Annotated in this window: 18 protein-coding genes and 5 tRNA genes; 5 read left to right on the forward strand and 18 right to left on the reverse strand. The window is 69.1% G+C overall.

Features of this window, described 5'->3' with window-relative positions; genetic code table 11:
• Positions 1 to 8: 8 nt before the first annotated feature.
• The 3 genes from ruvC to GJQ66_RS07445 all read right to left on the reverse strand — a co-directional run bounded on the left by ruvC (position 9) and on the right by GJQ66_RS07445 (position 2,421).
• Complete coding sequence (gene ruvC, locus GJQ66_RS07435) at positions 9 to 593, reverse strand: crossover junction endodeoxyribonuclease RuvC (protein ID WP_155048709.1); 585 nt, start codon at positions 591 to 593, stop codon at positions 9 to 11.
• A gap of 63 nt (positions 594 to 656) precedes the next feature.
• The gene (locus tag GJQ66_RS07440) at positions 657 to 1,418 is read right to left on the reverse strand and encodes a YebC/PmpR family DNA-binding transcriptional regulator (RefSeq protein ID WP_155048710.1); all 762 of its coding nucleotides are present in this window, start codon (positions 1,416 to 1,418) and stop codon (positions 657 to 659) included.
• Between the two features lie 112 nt (positions 1,419 to 1,530).
• Complete coding sequence (locus tag GJQ66_RS07445) at positions 1,531 to 2,421, reverse strand: L,D-transpeptidase (RefSeq protein WP_155048711.1); 891 nt, start codon at positions 2,419 to 2,421, stop codon at positions 1,531 to 1,533.
• A gap of 26 nt (positions 2,422 to 2,447) precedes the next feature.
• Here GJQ66_RS07445 and pdxY point away from each other — a divergent pair, with 26 nt between their 5' ends.
• Positions 2,448 to 3,299: a pyridoxal kinase PdxY gene (pdxY, locus tag GJQ66_RS07450; RefSeq protein WP_155048768.1), complete on the forward strand. Its 852-nt coding sequence runs from the start codon at positions 2,448 to 2,450 to the stop codon at positions 3,297 to 3,299.
• Between the two features lie 4 nt (positions 3,300 to 3,303).
• On the opposite strand, the gene pdxT is transcribed toward pdxY, so the two are convergent.
• Both pdxT and pdxS read right to left on the reverse strand, forming a co-directional pair.
• Positions 3,304 to 3,900 (reverse strand): pyridoxal 5'-phosphate synthase glutaminase subunit PdxT, encoded by a 597-nt coding sequence (pdxT, locus tag GJQ66_RS07455; RefSeq protein WP_368732781.1) that lies wholly within the window; start codon positions 3,898 to 3,900, stop codon positions 3,304 to 3,306.
• Positions 3,890 to 4,783, reverse strand: a complete 894-nt coding sequence (pdxS, locus tag GJQ66_RS07460) for a pyridoxal 5'-phosphate synthase lyase subunit PdxS (protein WP_155048712.1) — start codon at positions 4,781 to 4,783, stop codon at positions 3,890 to 3,892. Before pdxS ends, pdxT begins: the two co-directional genes overlap by 11 nt.
• Before the next feature lie 79 nt (positions 4,784 to 4,862).
• On the opposite strand from pdxS, the gene GJQ66_RS07465 reads away from it, so the two are divergent.
• Complete coding sequence (locus GJQ66_RS07465) at positions 4,863 to 6,209, forward strand: aminotransferase class I/II-fold pyridoxal phosphate-dependent enzyme (protein WP_155048713.1); 1,347 nt, start codon at positions 4,863 to 4,865, stop codon at positions 6,207 to 6,209.
• A 21-nt stretch (positions 6,210 to 6,230) separates the two neighbouring features.
• Here the strand turns inward: GJQ66_RS07465 and GJQ66_RS07470 are convergent, their stop codons facing one another.
• From GJQ66_RS07470 to GJQ66_RS07500, 7 genes are all read right to left on the reverse strand, one after another.
• Complete coding sequence (locus GJQ66_RS07470; RefSeq protein ID WP_368732782.1) at positions 6,231 to 6,803, reverse strand: HIT domain-containing protein; 573 nt, start codon at positions 6,801 to 6,803, stop codon at positions 6,231 to 6,233.
• Positions 6,800 to 8,731: a threonine--tRNA ligase gene (gene thrS / locus GJQ66_RS07475; RefSeq protein WP_155048771.1), complete on the reverse strand. Its 1,932-nt coding sequence runs from the start codon at positions 8,729 to 8,731 to the stop codon at positions 6,800 to 6,802. Before thrS ends, GJQ66_RS07470 begins: the two co-directional genes overlap by 4 nt.
• A gap of 85 nt (positions 8,732 to 8,816) precedes the next feature.
• Positions 8,817 to 9,143: an ankyrin repeat domain-containing protein gene (locus GJQ66_RS07480; RefSeq protein WP_155048714.1), complete on the reverse strand. Its 327-nt coding sequence runs from the start codon at positions 9,141 to 9,143 to the stop codon at positions 8,817 to 8,819.
• Between the two features lie 61 nt (positions 9,144 to 9,204).
• Positions 9,205 to 9,277: transfer RNA gene (locus GJQ66_RS07485), tRNA-Gly, on the reverse strand.
• Between the two features lie 33 nt (positions 9,278 to 9,310).
• Positions 9,311 to 9,382, reverse strand: a tRNA-Val gene (locus GJQ66_RS07490).
• Positions 9,383 to 9,424: 42 nt separating this feature from the next.
• A tRNA-Cys gene (locus tag GJQ66_RS07495) sits at positions 9,425 to 9,495 on the reverse strand.
• 53 nt (positions 9,496 to 9,548) lie between these two features.
• Positions 9,549 to 9,621, reverse strand: a tRNA-Gly gene (locus GJQ66_RS07500).
• Between the two features lie 199 nt (positions 9,622 to 9,820).
• Between GJQ66_RS07500 and GJQ66_RS07505 the strand changes: the two genes are divergently transcribed.
• Positions 9,821 to 9,894 (forward strand) — tRNA-Val (locus tag GJQ66_RS07505).
• A 23-nt stretch (positions 9,895 to 9,917) separates the two neighbouring features.
• A complete protein-coding gene (locus GJQ66_RS07510) occupies positions 9,918 to 10,412 on the forward strand; it encodes an IS30 family transposase (protein ID WP_155048715.1) in 495 nt (164 codons plus the stop codon).
• A gap of 117 nt (positions 10,413 to 10,529) precedes the next feature.
• On the opposite strand, the gene GJQ66_RS07515 is transcribed toward GJQ66_RS07510, so the two are convergent.
• Together GJQ66_RS07515 and GJQ66_RS07520 are read right to left on the reverse strand one after the other, a co-directional pair.
• Positions 10,530 to 12,533 (reverse strand): heavy metal translocating P-type ATPase, encoded by a 2,004-nt coding sequence (locus tag GJQ66_RS07515; RefSeq protein ID WP_368732783.1) that lies wholly within the window; start codon positions 12,531 to 12,533, stop codon positions 10,530 to 10,532.
• Between the two features lie 94 nt (positions 12,534 to 12,627).
• Positions 12,628 to 12,873 (reverse strand): heavy-metal-associated domain-containing protein, encoded by a 246-nt coding sequence (locus GJQ66_RS07520; RefSeq protein WP_155048716.1) that lies wholly within the window; start codon positions 12,871 to 12,873, stop codon positions 12,628 to 12,630.
• Positions 12,874 to 13,049: 176 nt separating this feature from the next.
• Between GJQ66_RS07520 and GJQ66_RS07525 the strand changes: the two genes are divergently transcribed.
• On the forward strand, positions 13,050 to 13,733 hold the full coding sequence (locus tag GJQ66_RS07525) for a Crp/Fnr family transcriptional regulator (RefSeq protein WP_054682993.1): 684 nt from the start codon (positions 13,050 to 13,052) through the stop codon (positions 13,731 to 13,733).
• A gap of 84 nt (positions 13,734 to 13,817) precedes the next feature.
• Here GJQ66_RS07525 and GJQ66_RS07530 read toward each other — a convergent pair whose 3' ends face one another.
• The 4 genes from GJQ66_RS07530 to GJQ66_RS07545 all read right to left on the reverse strand — a co-directional run bounded on the left by GJQ66_RS07530 (position 13,818) and on the right by GJQ66_RS07545 (position 17,711).
• A complete protein-coding gene (locus GJQ66_RS07530; RefSeq protein WP_068478821.1) occupies positions 13,818 to 14,597 on the reverse strand; it encodes a hypothetical protein in 780 nt (259 codons plus the stop codon).
• 13 nt (positions 14,598 to 14,610) lie between these two features.
• A complete protein-coding gene (gene fdxA, locus GJQ66_RS07535; protein WP_155048717.1) occupies positions 14,611 to 14,943 on the reverse strand; it encodes a ferredoxin in 333 nt (110 codons plus the stop codon).
• A gap of 48 nt (positions 14,944 to 14,991) precedes the next feature.
• Positions 14,992 to 15,645, reverse strand: a complete 654-nt coding sequence (locus GJQ66_RS07540; protein WP_230379434.1) for a VIT family protein — start codon at positions 15,643 to 15,645, stop codon at positions 14,992 to 14,994.
• 98 nt (positions 15,646 to 15,743) lie between these two features.
• Positions 15,744 to 17,711 (reverse strand): heavy metal translocating P-type ATPase, encoded by a 1,968-nt coding sequence (locus GJQ66_RS07545; RefSeq protein ID WP_368732784.1) that lies wholly within the window; start codon positions 17,709 to 17,711, stop codon positions 15,744 to 15,746.
• Between the last annotated feature and the right edge of the window lie 2 nt (positions 17,712 to 17,713).

The raw sequence follows: 17,713 nt of genomic DNA on the forward strand, positions 1-17,713 counted from the left end.
GTTCCACCCTAGCGGGGCGTTCGGACATATGTTCGAGCGACACGCGACCGCTTCTCCGCCTCGGCCCACGCGCGCTGCGCGGGCGTGGAGGACATCGCCTCGGCGGCGGGGACGGAACCGGATCGCCACGCGTGGCAGAGGGCGATCGCCAGGGCGTCGGCGGCGTCAGCGGGCTGCGGCGCCTCCGGCAGCCCCAGCACGCGGGCGACCATGTGCTGCACCTGGGCCTTGTCGGCGGACCCGTACCCCGTGATCGCGGCCTTGACCTCGCTCGGCGTATGGGTGGCGGTCGGCAGACCGCGCTCCGCCGCGAGCATCAGCGCGACGCCGGAGGCCTGCGCGGTACCCATGACGGAGGCGACGTTGTGCTGGGCGAACACGCGCTCGACCGCCGCGACGTCGGGCGTGTGCTCGTCGAGGACGGCGCGGATCCCCGCCGCGATCATCGCCAGGCGGACCCCGGGATCCTCATCGGCCGGAGAGCGGATGACGCCGACGTGGACGAGCCGGGCGCGCCGGTCGCGCTCGACGTCCACGACGCCGACCCCGCACCGGGTGAGGCCGGGATCGATTCCGAGAACGCGCGTCGTCATGCTCCCCAAACTAAACGCCCCGTGGTCGCCCGAAGGCAACCGCGGGGCGTTTCGTGCGAGGCGTCAGTCCTCGTCGTCGGCGAGCTCCGCCTGCACCTCGTCGCTCAGGTCGAGGTTCGTGAACACGTTCTGCACGTCGTCGCTGTCCTCGAGCGCGTCGATGAGCTTGAGCACCTTGCGGGCCGTCTCGGCGTCGAGCGGGACCTTGACGCCCGCGACGAACTCGGCGTCCGCCGAGTTGTACTCGATTCCAGCATCGACGAGCGCCGTGCGCACGGCGACCATGTCGCTCGCCTCGGTGACGACCTCGAAGCCCTCTGGGTGCGGCTCGATCTCCTGGGCGCCCGCGTCGAGCGCGGCGAGCATGACGTCGTCCTCGCTCGCCGACTCGGACGGAACGATGATGACGCCCTTGCGCTCGAAGTTGAACGACACGCTGCCCGGGTCGGCCATGTTGCCGCCGTTGCGGGTGACGATCGTGCGCACCTCGGCCGCGGCGCGGTTCTTGTTGTCCGTGAGGCACTCGATGAGGATCGCGGTGCCGCCCTGGCCGTAGGCCTCGTACATGATCGTCGTGTACTCGACGGCCTCGCCGCCGATTCCCGCGCCGCGCTTGATGGCGCGCTCGATGTTGTCCTTCGGGACCGACGTCTTCTTCGCCTTCAGCACCGCGTCGAACAGCGTCGGGTTCCCGGCCTCATCCGGCCCGCCCATGCGCGCCGCGACCTCGATGTTCTTAATGAGCTTCGCCCACGACTTCGCGCGCTTGGCGTCGATCGCCGCCTTCTTGTGCTTGGTTGTCGCCCACTTGGAATGCCCGGACATATCTCTCCTTGAACGTGTCTGCGCGCCACGCGGCGCGCCGTCGCGCGCGGCGTGGTGTAAAAGCCACGTGCCATACTACGCGGATCCCCGCCGCGACCCGATTCCGCGGGGGTCAGCGGATGTGGACCACGGTGCCCGCGGGGAGCTCAGCGATCGCGTCGATGGCCTCCGCGCCGAGCCGGAGGCACCCGTTCGAGATCGCGCCCGCGTGCGCATCGTGATAGTGAAACGCCGTCACCGCCACGGGCTGCCCGCCAAAGCCCGCGAGCGTCGGCGACTGCACGGAGAGGTAGGCCATGGCGTGGCCGCGTGTATAGGCGAACGACACCGTCTCCGTCAGCATGATGAACGCGCGCCCCGTGGGCGTCGGGGTGGCGTCCGTGCCCCACGCGAAGTCCGTCGTGACGAGCGTGCGCTCCTCGTCGGCCCCGCGCCCGCGAACGATCTCGATCGTGCCCTCCGCGATCGAGACCTCGACGCGGCGCTCCTCGCGCGCGGTCGTCACGTCGGCGGCGCGGACCCACCCGGACAGCTGCGACGGATCACCCTCGCCCGGGACGCCCTGGCGCCCCACGAGGAGCACCCGCAGCCACGTCCCCGCGCGCTCCACGACGGGCACGGTCGTGCCGCCGTAGCGCTGTGCGGCGGGGAGCCAGGCGACCGGCTCGCCCGCGGGATCCGCGAACACGGGCGCCCCCGCGGCCCCCGCGGTCGCCACGAGCCCGGTCCCGAGCGCGGTCGGATCCGCGTCGACCGGGAGCTCCGGGATCACGGCGTGCACTTCTGTCGCGGGCAGAGCGCCCTGCGCGTACTCGGCGGTGTTCTCCGGCGGCGCGGTGGGGCTGGGAGACGGCGTCGGCGTTGCGGTGGGAGTCGGCCGGGCCGCGGCGGGCGCCCACGCGCGTGGCTCGTCGGCCGCGGACCACGCGATCGCGACCGCGGCCAGCGCCGCCGCGACGACGATCGCGATGCCGCCGAGGATCCCCCACCCACGCCGCGTCATACGCACATGATGGCATGATCGTTCCCATGCAGATCCTGTCGATTCAGTCCGCCGTGGCCTTCGGGCACGCGGGCAACTCCGCCGCGGTGTTCCCCATGCAGCGCATCGGCGTCGAGGTCCTCCCCGTCTACACGGTCGCGTTCTCGAACCACACCGGGTACGGATCCTGGCGCGGCCCCGTCATGGATCCCGCGGAGGTCGCCGACGTCATCACGGGCGTCGAGGAGCGCGGCGCGTTCCCGGGAATCGACGCGGCGCTGAGCGGGTATCAGGGATCCGAGGGGATCGCGGACGTCATCGTCGACGCGGTACGCCGCGTGAAGGCGGCGAACCCCGACGCCCTCTACGCCTGCGACCCCGTCATGGGCAATGCCCGCTCCGGCTGCTTCGTGGCGCCCGCCATCCCGGACCTGCTCCGCGACGTCGTCGTGCCCGTCGCCGACATCATCACGCCGAACCAGTTCGAGCTCGGCTTCCTCACGGGCACGACCCCCGACACGATCGATTCCACGCTGGACTCCGTGGACGCCGCCCGCGCCATGGGCCCCGGGACCGTGCTCGTCACGAGCGTGGAGCGCCCCGACCGGCCCGACGGCACGATCGGCATGCTGGCGGTGGACGACGCGGGAGCGTGGCTCGTCGAGACCCCCTACCTCCCGATGAAGGCGAACGGATCCGGCGACGTCACGGCGGCGCTGTTCACGTCGCACTACGCGCGCACGCGCGATGCCGCCGACGCGCTCGCGCGCACCGCCTCGAGCGTCTTCGGACTGCTCGAGATGACGCACGCGGCCGGATCGAAGGAGCTGCACCTCGTCGAGGCGCAGGAGCACTACGCGCACCCGCGCCTCGAGTTCGTGCCGCGCCGCGTGCGCTGACGCGTCAGGCCGCCCGCGCCACGAGCGCGAGAAAGCGCTCGTGGAAGCGGCGCTCGCCCGTCTGCTCGGGGTGAAACGCCGTCCCCAAAACCACGCCCTGCTCGGCCGCGACGATCTCGCCGCTCGGGAGCCGGGCGAGTTCGCGTGCACGCGGCCCGATGTCCTCGATGGCGGGCGCGCGGATGAAGGCGCAGCGCACGGGCGGGGCGCCGAGCTCCGGCACGTCGAGCTCGGCCTCGAAGGACTCGCGCTGTCGACCGAAGGCGTTGCGGCGCACCGTGACGTCGAGGCCGCCGAACGTCCGCTGGCCCGCGATGCCGCCCTGCAGGCGGTCGGCGAGCAGGATCAGGCCGGCGCAGGTGCCGTAGGCAGGGAGTCCGGCGGCGAGGCGAGCGACCAGCGCGTCGCGCACGTCGAACGCGCGAGCGAGCTTGTCGATCGTGCTCGACTCTCCGCCCGGGAGCACGAGCCCGTCGATCTCGGCGAGTTCCTCCGCCCGCCGGACCCGCACCGTGCGGGCGCCGAGGTCCTGGAGCAGGGCGGCGTGCTCGCGCACGTCGCCCTGCAGCGCGAGGATCCCGACGGTGGGCCTACCAGCCACGCTCGGCGAGCCGGTGCGGCGCGGGGACGTCGGCGACGTTGATCCCGACCATCGCCTCGCCCAGTCCGCGCGAGGCACGGGCGATCGCACCGGCGTCGTCGAAGTAGGTGGTGGCGGCCACGATCGCGCGCGCGCGGGCGGCCGGGTTGCCCGACTTGAAGATGCCGGATCCGACGAACACGCCGTCGGCGCCGAGCTGCATCATCATGGCCGCGTCGGCGGGCGTGGCGACGCCGCCGGCGGTAAACAAGACGACCGGCAGCCGACCCGACCGCGCGACCTCGGCGACGAGCTCGTAGGGCGCCTGCAGCTCCTTCGCCGCGACGAACAGCTCGTCGTCGCTCTTCGCCGCGAGGGCACGGATCTCTCCCGTGATCTGACGGATGTGCCGCGTCGCCTCCGACACGTCGCCCGTCCCGGCCTCGCCCTTCGACCGGATCATGGCGGCGCCCTCGGTGATGCGGCGCAGGGCCTCCCCCAGGTTCGTCGCGCCGCACACGAAGGGGACCTGGAACGCCCGCTTGTCGATGTGGTGGAGGTAGTCGGCCGGCGACAACACCTCGGACTCGTCGATGTAGTCCACCCCGAGTTCCTGGAGGACCTGAGCCTCGACGAAGTGCCCGATCCGAGCCTTCGCCATCACCGGGATCTCGACGGCCCGGACGATCTCGTCGATGAGGTCGGGGTCGCTCATGCGCGCGACGCCGCCCTGGGCGCGGATGTCCGCGGGCACGCGCTCAAGCGCCATCACTGCGACCGCGCCCGCATCCTCCGCGATGCGCGCCTGCTCTGCCGTGACCACGTCCATGATCACGCCTCCCTTGAGCATCTCCGCCAGCCCGCGCCCCACGCGCGCGGTGTCCGAGTTCGCCGTCGCTGTCATGACTCTCCCTGTCTCCTCGGCCGTCCCGAAGTTTGATCTAGGCCAAAGAGTAGCGCACCGGCACCGTAGGATCGACGCGATGACAGAGGACGCCACCGCGCAGGGATTCGCCGGACGCACGGCGGCGGAGATCGCCGCCGAGATTCGCGGCCGGATCGATCGCGGCGCGCTCGCCCCCGGAGAGGCGCTCCCGCCCGTGCGGCGTCTCGCCGCGGACCTCGGGGTCAATCGCAACACGGCCGTCGCCGCGTATCGCCAGCTCGCCGCGCAGGGGCTCGTGACGAGCCACGGCCGCGGGGGCACGCGCGTCGCGCAGCCCGATCAGGTCGCGCGGGAGGGATTCTCCGCCGCGTCCGCGCTGCGCGACGTCGCGAGCGGCAACCCGGATCCCCGGTTCCTCCCGGATCCGCGCCCCGCGCTGGCCGCCGTGGCCGGGCGCCCCGTGCTCTACGGGGCTCCCGCGATCGACCCCGAGCTGGAAGCATGGGCGCACGCGTGGCTCTCGGGCGACCTCCTCCCGGCGTCGTCACGTGTGCGCGTGACCGCCACGAGCGGTGCGGCGGACGCGCTCGACCGGCTCCTCGCGGGCAGCCTCGCCCCCGGCGACGCGGTCGCCATCGAGGAGCCCGGCTTCCTCACGGGGATCCACCTGGTCCGCGTCGGGGGATATCGCGCGATCGCCGTGCCCGTGGACGACGAGGGCATGACCGTGTCCGGCCTCCGCCGCGCGCTCGATGCCGGCGCGCGGGCCATCGTCTGCACGCCGCGCGCGCAGAATCCGACCGGCGCGGCGCTTTCGCGGGCGCGCGCGGCGGAGCTGCGCGCGGTGCTCGCGGACCACCCCTACGCGCTCGTGATCGAGGACGACCACTTCTCGCTCCTGTCCACACGGGCGTATCACCCGATCGTCCCCGCCGGACACGAGCGGTTCGCCCTCGTGCGCTCGGTCTCGAAGTTCCTCGGACCCGACCTCGGCGTCGCGCTCGTCGGATCCGACCCCGAGACCGCGGCGCGGCTCGGCCTGCGCCTCCGGCCGGGGACGGCGTGGGTCAGCCACCTGCTGCAGCGCGTGGTGCTCGCGCTCCTGACGGACCCCGCGGTGGGCGCGGGGCTCGAGCGGGCGAGCGCGCACTACGCCCGGCAGGGGGAGCTCCTCCGCGCCGCGCTCGGCCGCGCGGGCGTGGGCTCGGCGCCGGCGGACGGACTCAGCGTGTGGACCGACGTCGCCGCCCCCGCGAACGCGGCGGCCGAGGCGCTGGCGCGGCGCGGGTGGCTGGCCCGTTCGGGCGACGCGTTTCGGGTCGCTTCCGGCGCCGCGCCCTCCACGCACCTGCGCCTCACGGGCCACGAGCTCGACGCGGGGGGCATGGACGAGCTCGCGCGGGCCGTTGCCTCCGCGGCGGTCGAGGCCCGGGGCGAGCGCTAACCGGGCCGAGGAGGACCGAGGCTAGACGTGCGGGTGGTGCTCGGGCCAGGCGTCGGCGAGCGCCTGACGCACCTCCCCCAGCAGCTGCGGGAGCGCCTTCGTCCGGGCGATGATTGGGAAGAAGTTCGCGTCGCTCGCCCAGCGCGGCACGATGTGCTGGTGGAGGTGCTCCTCGATGCCCGCGCCCGCGACCTCGCCCTGGTTCATGCCAATATTGAACCCGTCGCAGCGCGACGTGTGGCGCAGCACGCGCATCGCCACCTTGGTCAGGTGAGCGATCTCGGCGGTCTCCTGGACCGTCGCCTCGTCGTACATCCCGACGTGGCGATACGGGCAGACGAGCAGATGGCCGGAGTTATAGGGGAAGAGGTTGAGGGCCACGAAGGCGTGCTCGCCGCGGTAGACGATGAGCCCGTCCTCGTCCGACATGCGCGGATTCTGGCAGAACGGGCACCCGCTCCCCCGGTTCACCCCGGATCCGGCCTGGATGTAGGCCATCCGGTGCGGCGTCCAGAGCCGCTGAAAGGCGTCGGGCACGCCGCCGCCCGCCGACTCAGGCTCGAGTCGCTCGAACTCCGGGCCGGCGGACGTCACGCCGCGTCCTCCTCAGTCATGACGACCGACTTGTCGGCGATGAGGCGCGCGATGAGCGCCACCGCCTCGTCGACCGGAACCCCGTTGCGCTGCGAGCCGTCGCGGAATCGGAAGGACACCGTGCCGGCCTGGCGGTCCTGATCCCCCGCGATGAGCAGGAGCGGGACCTTCGCGGTGGTGTGCGTCCGAATTTTCTTCTGCATGCGGTCGTCCGAGGCATCGAGCTCGGCGCGCACGCCCGCCCGCCGGAGGGTGTCCATGACTCCGCCGAGGTAGTCGGCGAACTCGTCGGCCACGGGGATGCCGACCGCCTGGACCGGCGCGAGCCAGAGCGGGAAGTCGCCGGCGTAGTGCTCCAGAAGAATCGCGAAGAACCGCTCGATGGACCCAAACAGCGCGCGGTGAATCATGATCGGGCGCTGCTTGGAGCCGTCCGGCGCGGTGTACTCGAGATCGAACCGCTCGGGAAGGTTGGGATCCACCTGCACGGTCGACAGCTGCCATACCCGGCCCAGCGCGTCGCGCGTCTTGAGGTCGATCTTCGGGCCGTAGAACGCCGCCTCGCCCGGGACCTCGGTCAGCTTCAGTCCGCTCGCCACCGCGACGTTGCGCAGCGCGTTCGTCGAGGACTCCCAGAACTCGTCGGATCCGATCCACTTCGACTTCTCGTCGTCGCGCATCGACAGCTCGAGCTCGAAGTCCGTCAGGCCGAAGTCCCGCAGCATCGAGAGGATGAACTCGAGGACCCCGGTCACCTCGCCCTCGAGCTGGTCGGGGGTGACGAACAGGTGCGAGTCGTCCTGCGTGAAGCCGCGCACGCGCGTGAGCCCGTGCAGCGCGCCCGACAGCTCGTTGCGATACACCGTGCCGTTCTCCGCGAGGCGGAGCGGGAGGTCGCGGTAGCTGCGCGCGCGCTCCTTGTAGACGAGGATGTGCATCGGGCAGTTCATGGGCTTGAGGTAGTAGTCGGCGCCCTGCTTCGTCACGTGACCGTCGTCGTCACGCTCCTCGTCCATGCGGATCGGCGGCCAGATTCCCTCGGCATAGGTGGCCAGGTGGCCGCTGCGCGCGAAGAGGTCGGACTTCGCAATGTGCGGCGTGTAGACGTAGCTGTATCCCCCGGCGATGTGACGGCGCCGGGCGTGCTGCTCCATCTCCCCGCGGACGATGCCGCCCTTGGGGTGCCACACCGAGAGACCGGATCCGATCTCGTCCGGGAACGAAAACAGGTCCAGCTCGCGGCCCAGCTTGCGGTGGTCGCGCCGCGCGGCCTCGGCGAGGCGGTCCTGGTAGGCGCGCAGGTCGTCCTTGGAGGACCAGGCGGTGCCGTAGACCCGCTGCAGCTGCGGGTTCTTCTCGCTCCCGCGCCAGTAGGCGCCCGCGACGCGCAGGAGGTCCCATCCGTTTCCGATGAGGCGCGTCGAGGGCAGGTGCGGCCCGCGGCAGAGGTCCTTCCAGACGACCTCGCCCGTCTTCGCATCAACGTTGTCATAGATGGTGAGCTCGCCGGCGCCGACCTCGACGCTCGCGCCCTCCGCGGCCTCCTTGCGGCCGCCCTTGAGGCCGATCAGCTCGAGCTTGAACGGCTCGTCCGCCAGCTCTTCGCGCGCCTCGTCGTCGGTGACGACCCGTCGGACGAACCGCTGGCCCGCCTTGATGATGCGCTGCATCTCCTTCTTGATGGCCTTCAGCGCCTCAGGCGTGATGGGCTCGGAGGTGCCGAAGTCGTAGTAGAAGCCGTCCGTGATGGGCGGGCCGATGCCGAGGTTCGCCTGCGGGTTGACAGTCTGGACGGCCTGCGCGAGCACGTGCGCCGTCGAGTGGCGCAGAATCGCGAGCCCATCGGGACTGTCGATCGTGACCGGCTCGGTTGTCTGCGTCTCGAGAACCTCGGACGCGAGGTCGGTGAGGTCGCCGTCGACGCGCATCGCGACGACGTTTCGGTCGGGGTACAGATCGAATCCTGTGGTCACCCGACCATCCTAGTTCGCGGCGCACCGTGCGCCGACCGGGTTAGGCCCGCGGCGTCCGTCCCCGCATCTGGGCGGCCTGCCGCACGCTCGGCTCCTGCGGATCCGCGCCCGCATCGAGGAGCGCAGCCACGATGCCCTCGTGCCCCTTGAACAGCGCGCCCGCGAGTGGCACGAGGCGCTTGTCGTTCGCGCGATTCACGTCGGCGCCGCGAGCGATGAGCTCCCGCACGAGCGGCTCGTGCCCGTGGTACGCCGCGAGCATGACGAGCGAGTCGCCGCTGTCGTTCACCGCGCCTACGTCGTGTCCTTCGTCGATGGCCGCGAGGAGCGCGGCGTCGCCCGTGCGGGCCAGCTCGAACAGATCCATCCCCTCAGTATGCGGCGCGCACGAGGAAGGGCCCGTGCGAACACGGGCCCTTCGGGATCGGAGCGGATGACGAGACTCGAACTCGCGACCCTCACCTTGGCAAGGTGATGCGCTACCAACTGCGCTACATCCGCCGACAAGAAAACCCCCGTTCAGGGGGGTTTTCGTGCGCGATACTGGGATCGAACCAGTGACCTCTTCCGTGTCAGGGAAGCGCGCTACCGCTGCGCCAATCGCGCTCATGAGAGCTATTCAGTTGTCTCCTGGAGTACCGGGAGTCGAGGTGGCGACGGGATTCGAACCCGTGTAAACGGCTTTGCAGGCCGGTGCCTAGCCTCTCGGCCACGCCACCGTGTGGGATTCGAACCCGCATGCCGAGCCACCCGAGGGTGTGCCCTGCACTCGAGCGGATGACGAGACTCGAACTCGCGACCCTCACCTTGGCAAGGTGATGCGCTACCAACTGCGCTACATCCGCATTTCGTGTTCCGGCGTCTTGCGCCGGGCACTTGAAATACATTAGCCCAGAACCGAGGCCGCGCCAAACCGGTCCCCGCTTCCGGGCGTGTCTTCGTGCCGCACCGGCGCCGCGACACCCCCGGCGAGCGCGCGGAGTCGTGGCCGTCGCATTCGTCCTGTAGTATCGCCTCTCGTGCCCCGGCACACGAAGTTCATACGGGCGATTGGCGCAGTTGGTTAGCGCGCTTCCTTCACACGGAAGAGGTCGTGGGTTCGAGTCCCGCATCGCCCACCGCACGCACAAGGCTCGAACCCTTGCCAACGGAAACGTTGCTCGAGGTTCGGGCCTTGTTCGCGTCCGCGACCCAGGTTAGAGCGTTGGCGTTGACCTGCGGATCGAGCATCGTTGAACGCAGCACCCGCCTCACACTTCTGCTGCACCTGCCCGACGGGAAGAGCGCCGACAAGGTGGAGGCCGCAATGCGCGAGGCGATCACCGCGTTGCCGGCGTCGCTGGCGCGGACGATCACCTGGGATCAGGGCGCCGAGATGGCCAAGCATTCCGAGTTCACGACAGCGACCGGCATCCCGATCTACTTCTGCGACCCGCACTCCCCGTGGCAGCGCGGAAGCAACGAGAACACCAACGGACTGCTACGCCAGTACCTGCCGAAGAGCACCGATCTGAGCATCGTCACCCGCGCTGAGCTGACCGCGATCCAGGACTCGCTCAACGGACGACCGCGTAAAACGCTCGGCTATCTGACACCATCGGAGAAGTTCACAGAACTCGTTGCGACCACCGGTTGAATCCGCCCTCATGGTCGGTCCCCTCTGTTTCGTGTGTTGATTTTGGTGTTCGCGTCGTTGTTTTGAGTCTTGGAGGTGCCCGGTGTCCGGGGTGGGTCCATTGCCCCGGGATGGGCGTCAGGCGGCCACCTGCTCCGCAGCTGTCCCGATGGTGCGTTCACTCTTTGGCATCGTCGTGGAGTCTCGGGTGTTTCGCAGCAGCCGCATCGCGTTGGCGATCACCACGAGCACGGAGGCTTCGTGGACAAGCATGCCGATCGACATGGTCACTCCGCCGGCGAAGACTCCGGCCAGTAGCAGCACCACGGTGATCAGGGCGATCGCGATGTTCTGCTTCATCACGTTCACGGTTCGCTTGGCCAGGCCGATGGCCTCGGGCAGCTTGAGCAGGTTGTCGCCCATCAGGGCGATGTCCGCGGTCTCCGCGGCCACGGCCGAGCCTGCCGCACCCATCGCCACGCCGATGTTCGCGGTGGCGAGAGCCGGAGCGTCATTGACGCCGTCACCGACCATCGCGATCGTGTGGCCCTGGCGCTGTAGCTCGGTGACAGCGTCCAGCTTGTCCTCAGGGAGCAGGGAGGCGTGGATCTCGTCGATCCCGGTGGCTTTGCCGACGGCCTCGGCCACCAGTCGGGTGTCACCGGTGAGCATGACGACCTTCTCGACGCCGGCCCGGTGCAGTCGCGCGACCATCTCCGGTGCGTCCTGGCGGATCTGGTCCGCGACGGCGACGACGCCGTTCACCCTCCCGTCAACAGCGACGATCATAGGTGTTTTCCCGGCGGCGGCCAGGTCCTGGGCGGCCTGCGCAGCCTCGGCGATGCCCGAGGCAATGCCGTACTGCTCCAGTAGCGGCGGGTTGCCGATCAGCACCTGGCGGCCATTGACGTTCGCCACGATGCCCTTGCCGGGGACCGGGGTGACGGCGCCGGGGATGCCCTGCGGGGCAACGCCCTCCTCGCGGGCGGTCTCCAGGATGGGGCGGGCAAATGGGTGTTCGGAGCCGGCCTCAGCTGCCGCGGCCCAGCGCAACACCTCCGTACGGTCGAGCGTGGAATCCAGGATGATGACGTCGGTCAGCTGCGGTTTGCCCTCGGTGAGGGTGCCGGTCTTGTCCACGGCGACCGCCGTGATCTTCGCGGAGGTCTCCAGGAACTCGCCGCCCTTGATGAGGATGCCGTTGCGCGCGGCGCGGCCGATGCCCGCCACGATGGCGACCGGGATGGAGATCACCAGGGCGCCCGGGCAGCCGATGACCAACAGGATCAGGGCCAGCACCACGTCTCCGCTGATAAGTCCGGCCACCAGGGCCAGGACCATGACGGCGGGGGTGTACCACGTGGAGAACCGGTCGATGAAGGCCTGGGTCTTGGCCTTGGCGTCCTGAGCCTCTTCCACACGGTGGATGATGCGGGCCAAGGTGGTATCTGCGCCGATGCCAGTGGCCAGGACCTGTAGGAAGCCGCCGCGGGAGACGGTGCCGGCGAAGACCTGCCCGCCTTTAGTTTTCTCCACCGGGATGGACTCGCCGGTGATGGAGGCCTCGTCGATGGCACCGGTGCCGGAGACGACCTGGCCGTCCACGGGGACCTTCGCACCGTTCTTGACCAGGACGATCTCGCCCATTCTCACTTGCCCGGCAGGGATCTCCTGTTGCTCGCCATCGCGCACAACGATCGCGGAATCCGGGGCGACGGCGACGAGTTCGGCCAGTGCCGAGCGGGTCTTGTTCAGGGTCGCAGCTTCCAGCGCGTGGCCGATCGCGAACAGGAACGTGACCGCCGCGGCCTCCCAGAAGTTGCCGATGATGACCGCGCCGATAGCCGCAACCGACACGAGCAGGTCGATGCCGACGACCTTGGCGATCAGCGCGCGCACCGCCTTCACCACGATCCCGTAGCCGGCAACCACGGCCGCGGCGATCATGAAGACATCCCCGAGGGTGAAAGCCGCGCTGGCGTGAGTGGCGTGGGCCCCGGCGTCGAGCCACCACTGGGGGCTGACGGTGAGGTTGGCGACACCCCCGGCCAGCCGCTGGATGGCGAAGGAGATGATGATGAGCACGCCGGACACGACGGGGACTGACCAGTTCCCATAGACCCATTTTTGGAGCCTGTTCACTTTCGGGTACGACCTTTCTGGGTCTCGTGCCAGCAGACCGGCAGAGTGGAATGTCGGAAGGATGTCCGCAGGCGGCCCGCGGGGGCCGTTGGCCTCAGAAGGCAGACGGTGCGGCCCTGTAGCCGGCTTTGGCGATAGCGGCGACGAGGTCATCCACGGAGATGCGCTCGGCGTCATGGTCGACCTCGATGCGGGCGGAGGCGAAGTGGACCTTCACGTTCTCGACACCCTTGAGTCGCCCGACCTGCTTCTCGATCTTCGCCACGCACGACGGGCAGGAGAATCCCTCCGCTCTCAGGACGGTGTGAGTGGGGGTGGAGGTGGAGGTGGAGGTGGCCATTGTGGACCCCTTTCGTGATGTGTTCCTTATTGGTACCTTCACGATAGGTTTGCGGCGCCCGGAACTCCTTGACATAGATCATGTTCGGTGCGCGCCTGCTACCGAGGCGCCGCTGCCGCTGCCGCTGCCGCTGTCCGGTCCCGCGGCGCCGATGCCGACTCCGGTAGACTTGCCACATGCCTGTGGATGATTTGTGCGTCAGCCGCGTGCCGATCTTCCAAGGACTCACCCGCGAGGAGCAGTTGCGGGTCGCGGAGTTCGTCCGCCCGGTGCATGTTGCCAAGGGAGAGACGGTCTATTCGCCAGGACAGTCGGTGTCGCGTCTGTTGGTGATGCACAGCGGACAGCTCAAGGTCAGCCATGCGGCGGCCAATGGCCAGGAACAAATCCTGCGCACGGTGACCGACGGTGATGTCGTGGGCGAACGGGCCTTCCTGACCGGCCACCTGCCCAATGACCTCGTCGTCGCGCTGGAAGACAGCCGGATGTGCGTCTTCGACCACACCGACCTCTCGGCCCTGCTGCGCGACTACCCTGATGTCGGTCTGCGGATGCTGCGGACTCTGTCCGACAGGCTCGCCTCCGTCGAGCGATTGCTGGCCGCCATCACCTCCAGCGATGTCAGTGCCCGCATCGCGGCCTACTTGCTGGATCTGCCCGGCAGCATCCGAGACGGCGTGCCCACAGTGTGGCTGCCGTTGGCGAAGTACGAAATCGCCTCCTATCTGGGCACCACGCCAGAAACTCTGAGCCGACGCCTTGCCGCGCTCTCCGCCTCCGGTGTCATCGAACTCCACGGGCGTCGTGATGTCACGATTCTCGACATTGATGGGCTCGAACGCGTAGCCACACCTCGATAGACCGGTATCGCCATGGCTTGGCTAAAGGTGGCGTGCGACCGGGCCCGTATGCGGCTTGCCCCGTCCTCGGGTGCGTAAGCATGGTCACATCAGCATCATGAGGATGAGAAAGAGCAGGAAGCCGCCGGCTGCCATCGCGATGGTGCCGGTGCTCTCTTTGATTTCGTAGGCTTCGACCAACAGCTCTGCGACGGCGGTGAAAAGCAGGGCGGCGGCACCAAAGCCGAGGCCTGCGATCAGCACGGGGGCTGAGACACCGGCGAAGACGACAGCGCCGAGCACCGCGCCGATAGGCATCATGACCGCAACGAAGGCGCCGACACCGATCGCGGTGCCGAGGGAGCCGCCGCCCGCGCGCGCGGATCCCGCTGTGGAGGCGGCGACGAACAGAAGCTCGATCGACAGCGCGATCGCGATCAAGAGGGCTGCCGCCCCGCCGGCGGACAAGGCGATGCCGATGATGGCGCCGTCGATCAAGACAACGACCGCGAGGGCGACGACGAGGCGGAGATTCACACCCGTGACCGCCTTGGTCTGACTATCACCGTGCCCGTGCCCGTGCCCGTGCTCGTCGCCGTGGGAATGGCCGTGGCCGAACCGGGTGAGGAGCGCGCGCAGCGCCAGCATGAACGCAGTGCCTAGCACGAAGCCGATGATCAGCGGCCAGCCGCCACCCAGGTGGAGCGCCTCCGGGAGCAGATCCAGTGTTGCCGCGGCGATGATCAAGCCTGCGGCGAAGTGTTGTACATAACTGGTGAGTGTGGAGGTCTGGCCACGCGTCGCGAGAGCCGCGATCACCGCCCCCAGGACACCTGCCACCAGGCCGATCGTGCCCAGTCCGAGCGCCTGTCCGAACAGTTCCATGTCGATTCGCCAGTTAGAGGCTGACGTCTTTATTTTGCGGGGGCAATGCCGCAACCAATGGATGATCCCTGCCGGTGTTGCCGAGATTGACGGCGCCACCCGGTGAACCCAGTTCGTCAAAGAACTCGACATTCACTCTGTAGTACTCCGCCCATTGATCGGGGGTGTCATCCTCGTAATAGATGGCTTCAACCGGACAGACGGGCTCGCAGGCCCCGCAGTCCACACACTCGTCCGGGTGAATGTAGAGCGACCGCTCGCCTTCATAGATGCAGTCCACCGGGCACTCTTCAACGCAGGCCTTGTCCTTTACGTCTATACAGGGCTGGGCGATTACATAAGTCATGGGTGAACGCCACCTTCACGGTCAGCTGGGTTCAGCGGTCGTCTCCGCTCAGCCAACAGCGACGCCGAAGAGCAGGCCGATGAGGTAAGTCGCAATCATCGTCGCTGAGCCCATCACCACGTTCCGGAGGATGGCCCGGCCGCGCGGGGCCCCGCCGAGGGCGGCGCTGATCCAGCCGGTGAGGAACAAGCCGATCACCACTGCAACCGCGGCGATCCAGACGCGATTCTCGCCGAATGGCAAAAGGATCATTACGAGCGGGATGAGCGCTCCCAGCGCGAACGAGACGGATGACGAGACGGCCGCCGCCCAGGGGCTGGTGAACTCTTCGGGGTCGATTCCAAATTCAACCTCTGCATGGGCTGCGAGGGCGTCCTTCGCGGTGAGCTCGACCGCGACCTGATGCGCGAGGTCGTCCGAGAGCCCACGCTGACGGTAGAAGCCGGCGAGTTCTTCGAGTTCTTCCTGAGGTATGGTCTCGAGTTCCCATTTCTCCTTGGCGATCAGCGCCTTCTCGGTATCGCGCTGGGTGCTCACCGAAACGTACTCGCCTCCGGCCATCGAGAATGCGCCAGCGACCACTGCGGCGATTCCTGCCGTGGCGATCGCGAGAACGTTGTTCGGGGTCGCCGCTGCGACACCGATCACGACGCCAGCGGTCGAGACGATGCCGTCGTTCGCTCCCAGTACCCCGGCGCGCAGCCAGTTGAGTCGCTGGCCGGTGCCCCGGTCGTGAGGTTCGCCGGGATGGGCTTGGGTGCTGTTTTTCTAGCCATGGCTCGGTGCCTCCATAGTCATTCTCAGTGGGTTCGCTGGCTCCCTCGGCCTGTCAGCGGTGTGCGCTGTGCGCCGTCTGCGTTGGCTCGCGACGCCTTGAGTTTGCGCTCGGCGCGCGGGCCGACGGCGCGCAGCGCGCCCAGGATCGCGACGAGGTCGACGACTTCTTGGAGCCAGGCCCCGATCAACGCGGGAAGGAACCCGAACGCTGCGACGAGCATGAGACCCACGCTGATGATGATGCCGAGCCAGATGCTCTGGAGAGCGATCCGCACCGTGTCCTTTCCCACGCGTACCGCCAGGGGGAGGGAAGCGAGGGTGTCGTACCGGTTCACAATGTCGGCGGACTCGCTCGCGGCGGTCGCGCCCCGAGCCCCCATCGCGAAACCGATATCGGCAGCGGCGAGCACCGGGGCGTCGTTGAGGCCGTCGCCGACCATGATGAGCGGCCTGGGCTGCACCGTGCTCACGATGCGTACTTTGTCGGAGGGCCGGCACTCGGCGTGCACCTCGTCGATGCCGAGGCTCGCGGCGATCGGCTCGGCAGTGGTCGCCACGTCGCCGGTGACCATGAGCGTGCGTTCGATCCCGAGCCCGTGCAGCTCGTGGAGCGCCTGCGCAGCCTCGTCCCGCGTCTGGTCGCGCATCACGATCGCGCCCGCGAAGCGGTCGTCGACGGCGACGTAGATCGCGAGCTCCCCGGGCTCCAGCGGGGCGAGCGCGAGGGTCGGGGCGAACTCGCGGAGCCAGGAGGGCTTGCCTACCCGTACCGTCGCCACCGCACCGTTTGTGCTGTCGGACGCGAACTGCGCGGCGACGCCGTTGGTGGCGATCTCCTCGGCTCCGAGCACTTCCAGCAGCGGATATCCGTGCTGCTTGGCCGCCGCGACGACCGATTCTGCGAGCACGTGGGACGAGTACACCTCGGCCGATGCGGCGAACCGGAGCACGCTCATCTCGTCGAAGCCGGGCTCAGCAAGGATGCGTTCGAGCACGGGCCGCCCGGTCGTGATGGTGCCGGTCTTGTCGAACGCCGCGGAGCGTACCCGCGAGAGCTGTTCGAGAGTGCCGCCGCCCTTCACGATAAGCCCGAAGCGCGCAGCCCGGCTCATGCCGCCGAGGAACGCGACCGGTGCGGCGATCAGCAGGGGGCACGGCGTTGCGACTACCAGCACCTCGGCGAATCTGACCGCCTCCCCGCTGGCCACCCATGCAACGCCCGCGATGACGAGCGAGAGTACCGTGAACGGCACCGCATAGCGATCGGCGAGCCGCACCACTTTCGTCTTGCTGCCCGCGGCCTGCTCGACCAGACGCACGATCTGCTGGTACTCGCTGTCTGAGGCGAGCGCGACAGCCCGCATCGTGACCGCACTCGCACCGTTCACCACTCCGCTGGAGACGCGCTCGCCCGCCACGCGCTCGACCGGCAGGCTCTCACCCGTGAGCGAGGATTCATCGAGCACAGCATGCTCTGACACGAGCACCGCGTCGACCGGTACGAGCGCGCCCGGCCGTACAAGCAGCAGATCGCCGACCTCGACGGCTTCGACCGGCACGTCCTCGGCGACCGCCTCGAGGGTTGAGCGGCCCGCCGGGGCGGGATCGTCGCGCAGCAGCCTGGTGGCCTGCTGCGGGGCTTTGCGCAGCAGCGCGGTGAGCTCGCGCTTGGAGCGGTTCTCAGCGTAGTCTTCGAGGGCCGCGCCGCCGGTGAGCATGAGCACGACCACGAGCGCGGCCCACGGCTCACCGACGAGCACAGCCGCAGTGATCGCGGTGACCGCGAGGATGTCGAGCCCGGCGTGGCCTTTGAGGAGCTGGCGGATCATGCCGACCGCCTCCCACGCTGCGATCGCCAGCGCATACGCGCCGACGAGCCACGGGGCGGTTTCTCGGGCAGGGGTGGTGAGCAGGATCAGGCCGACCATCGCGATCAGCAGGGTCGCGAACACCAGCGGATACGCCTTGGCTGCGGCAGAAACTCGTCTCACGC

Source organism: Microbacterium sp. ZXX196, assembly GCF_009709595.1.
Taxonomy (GTDB): Bacteria; Actinomycetota; Actinomycetes; order Actinomycetales; family Microbacteriaceae; genus Microbacterium; species Microbacterium excoecariae.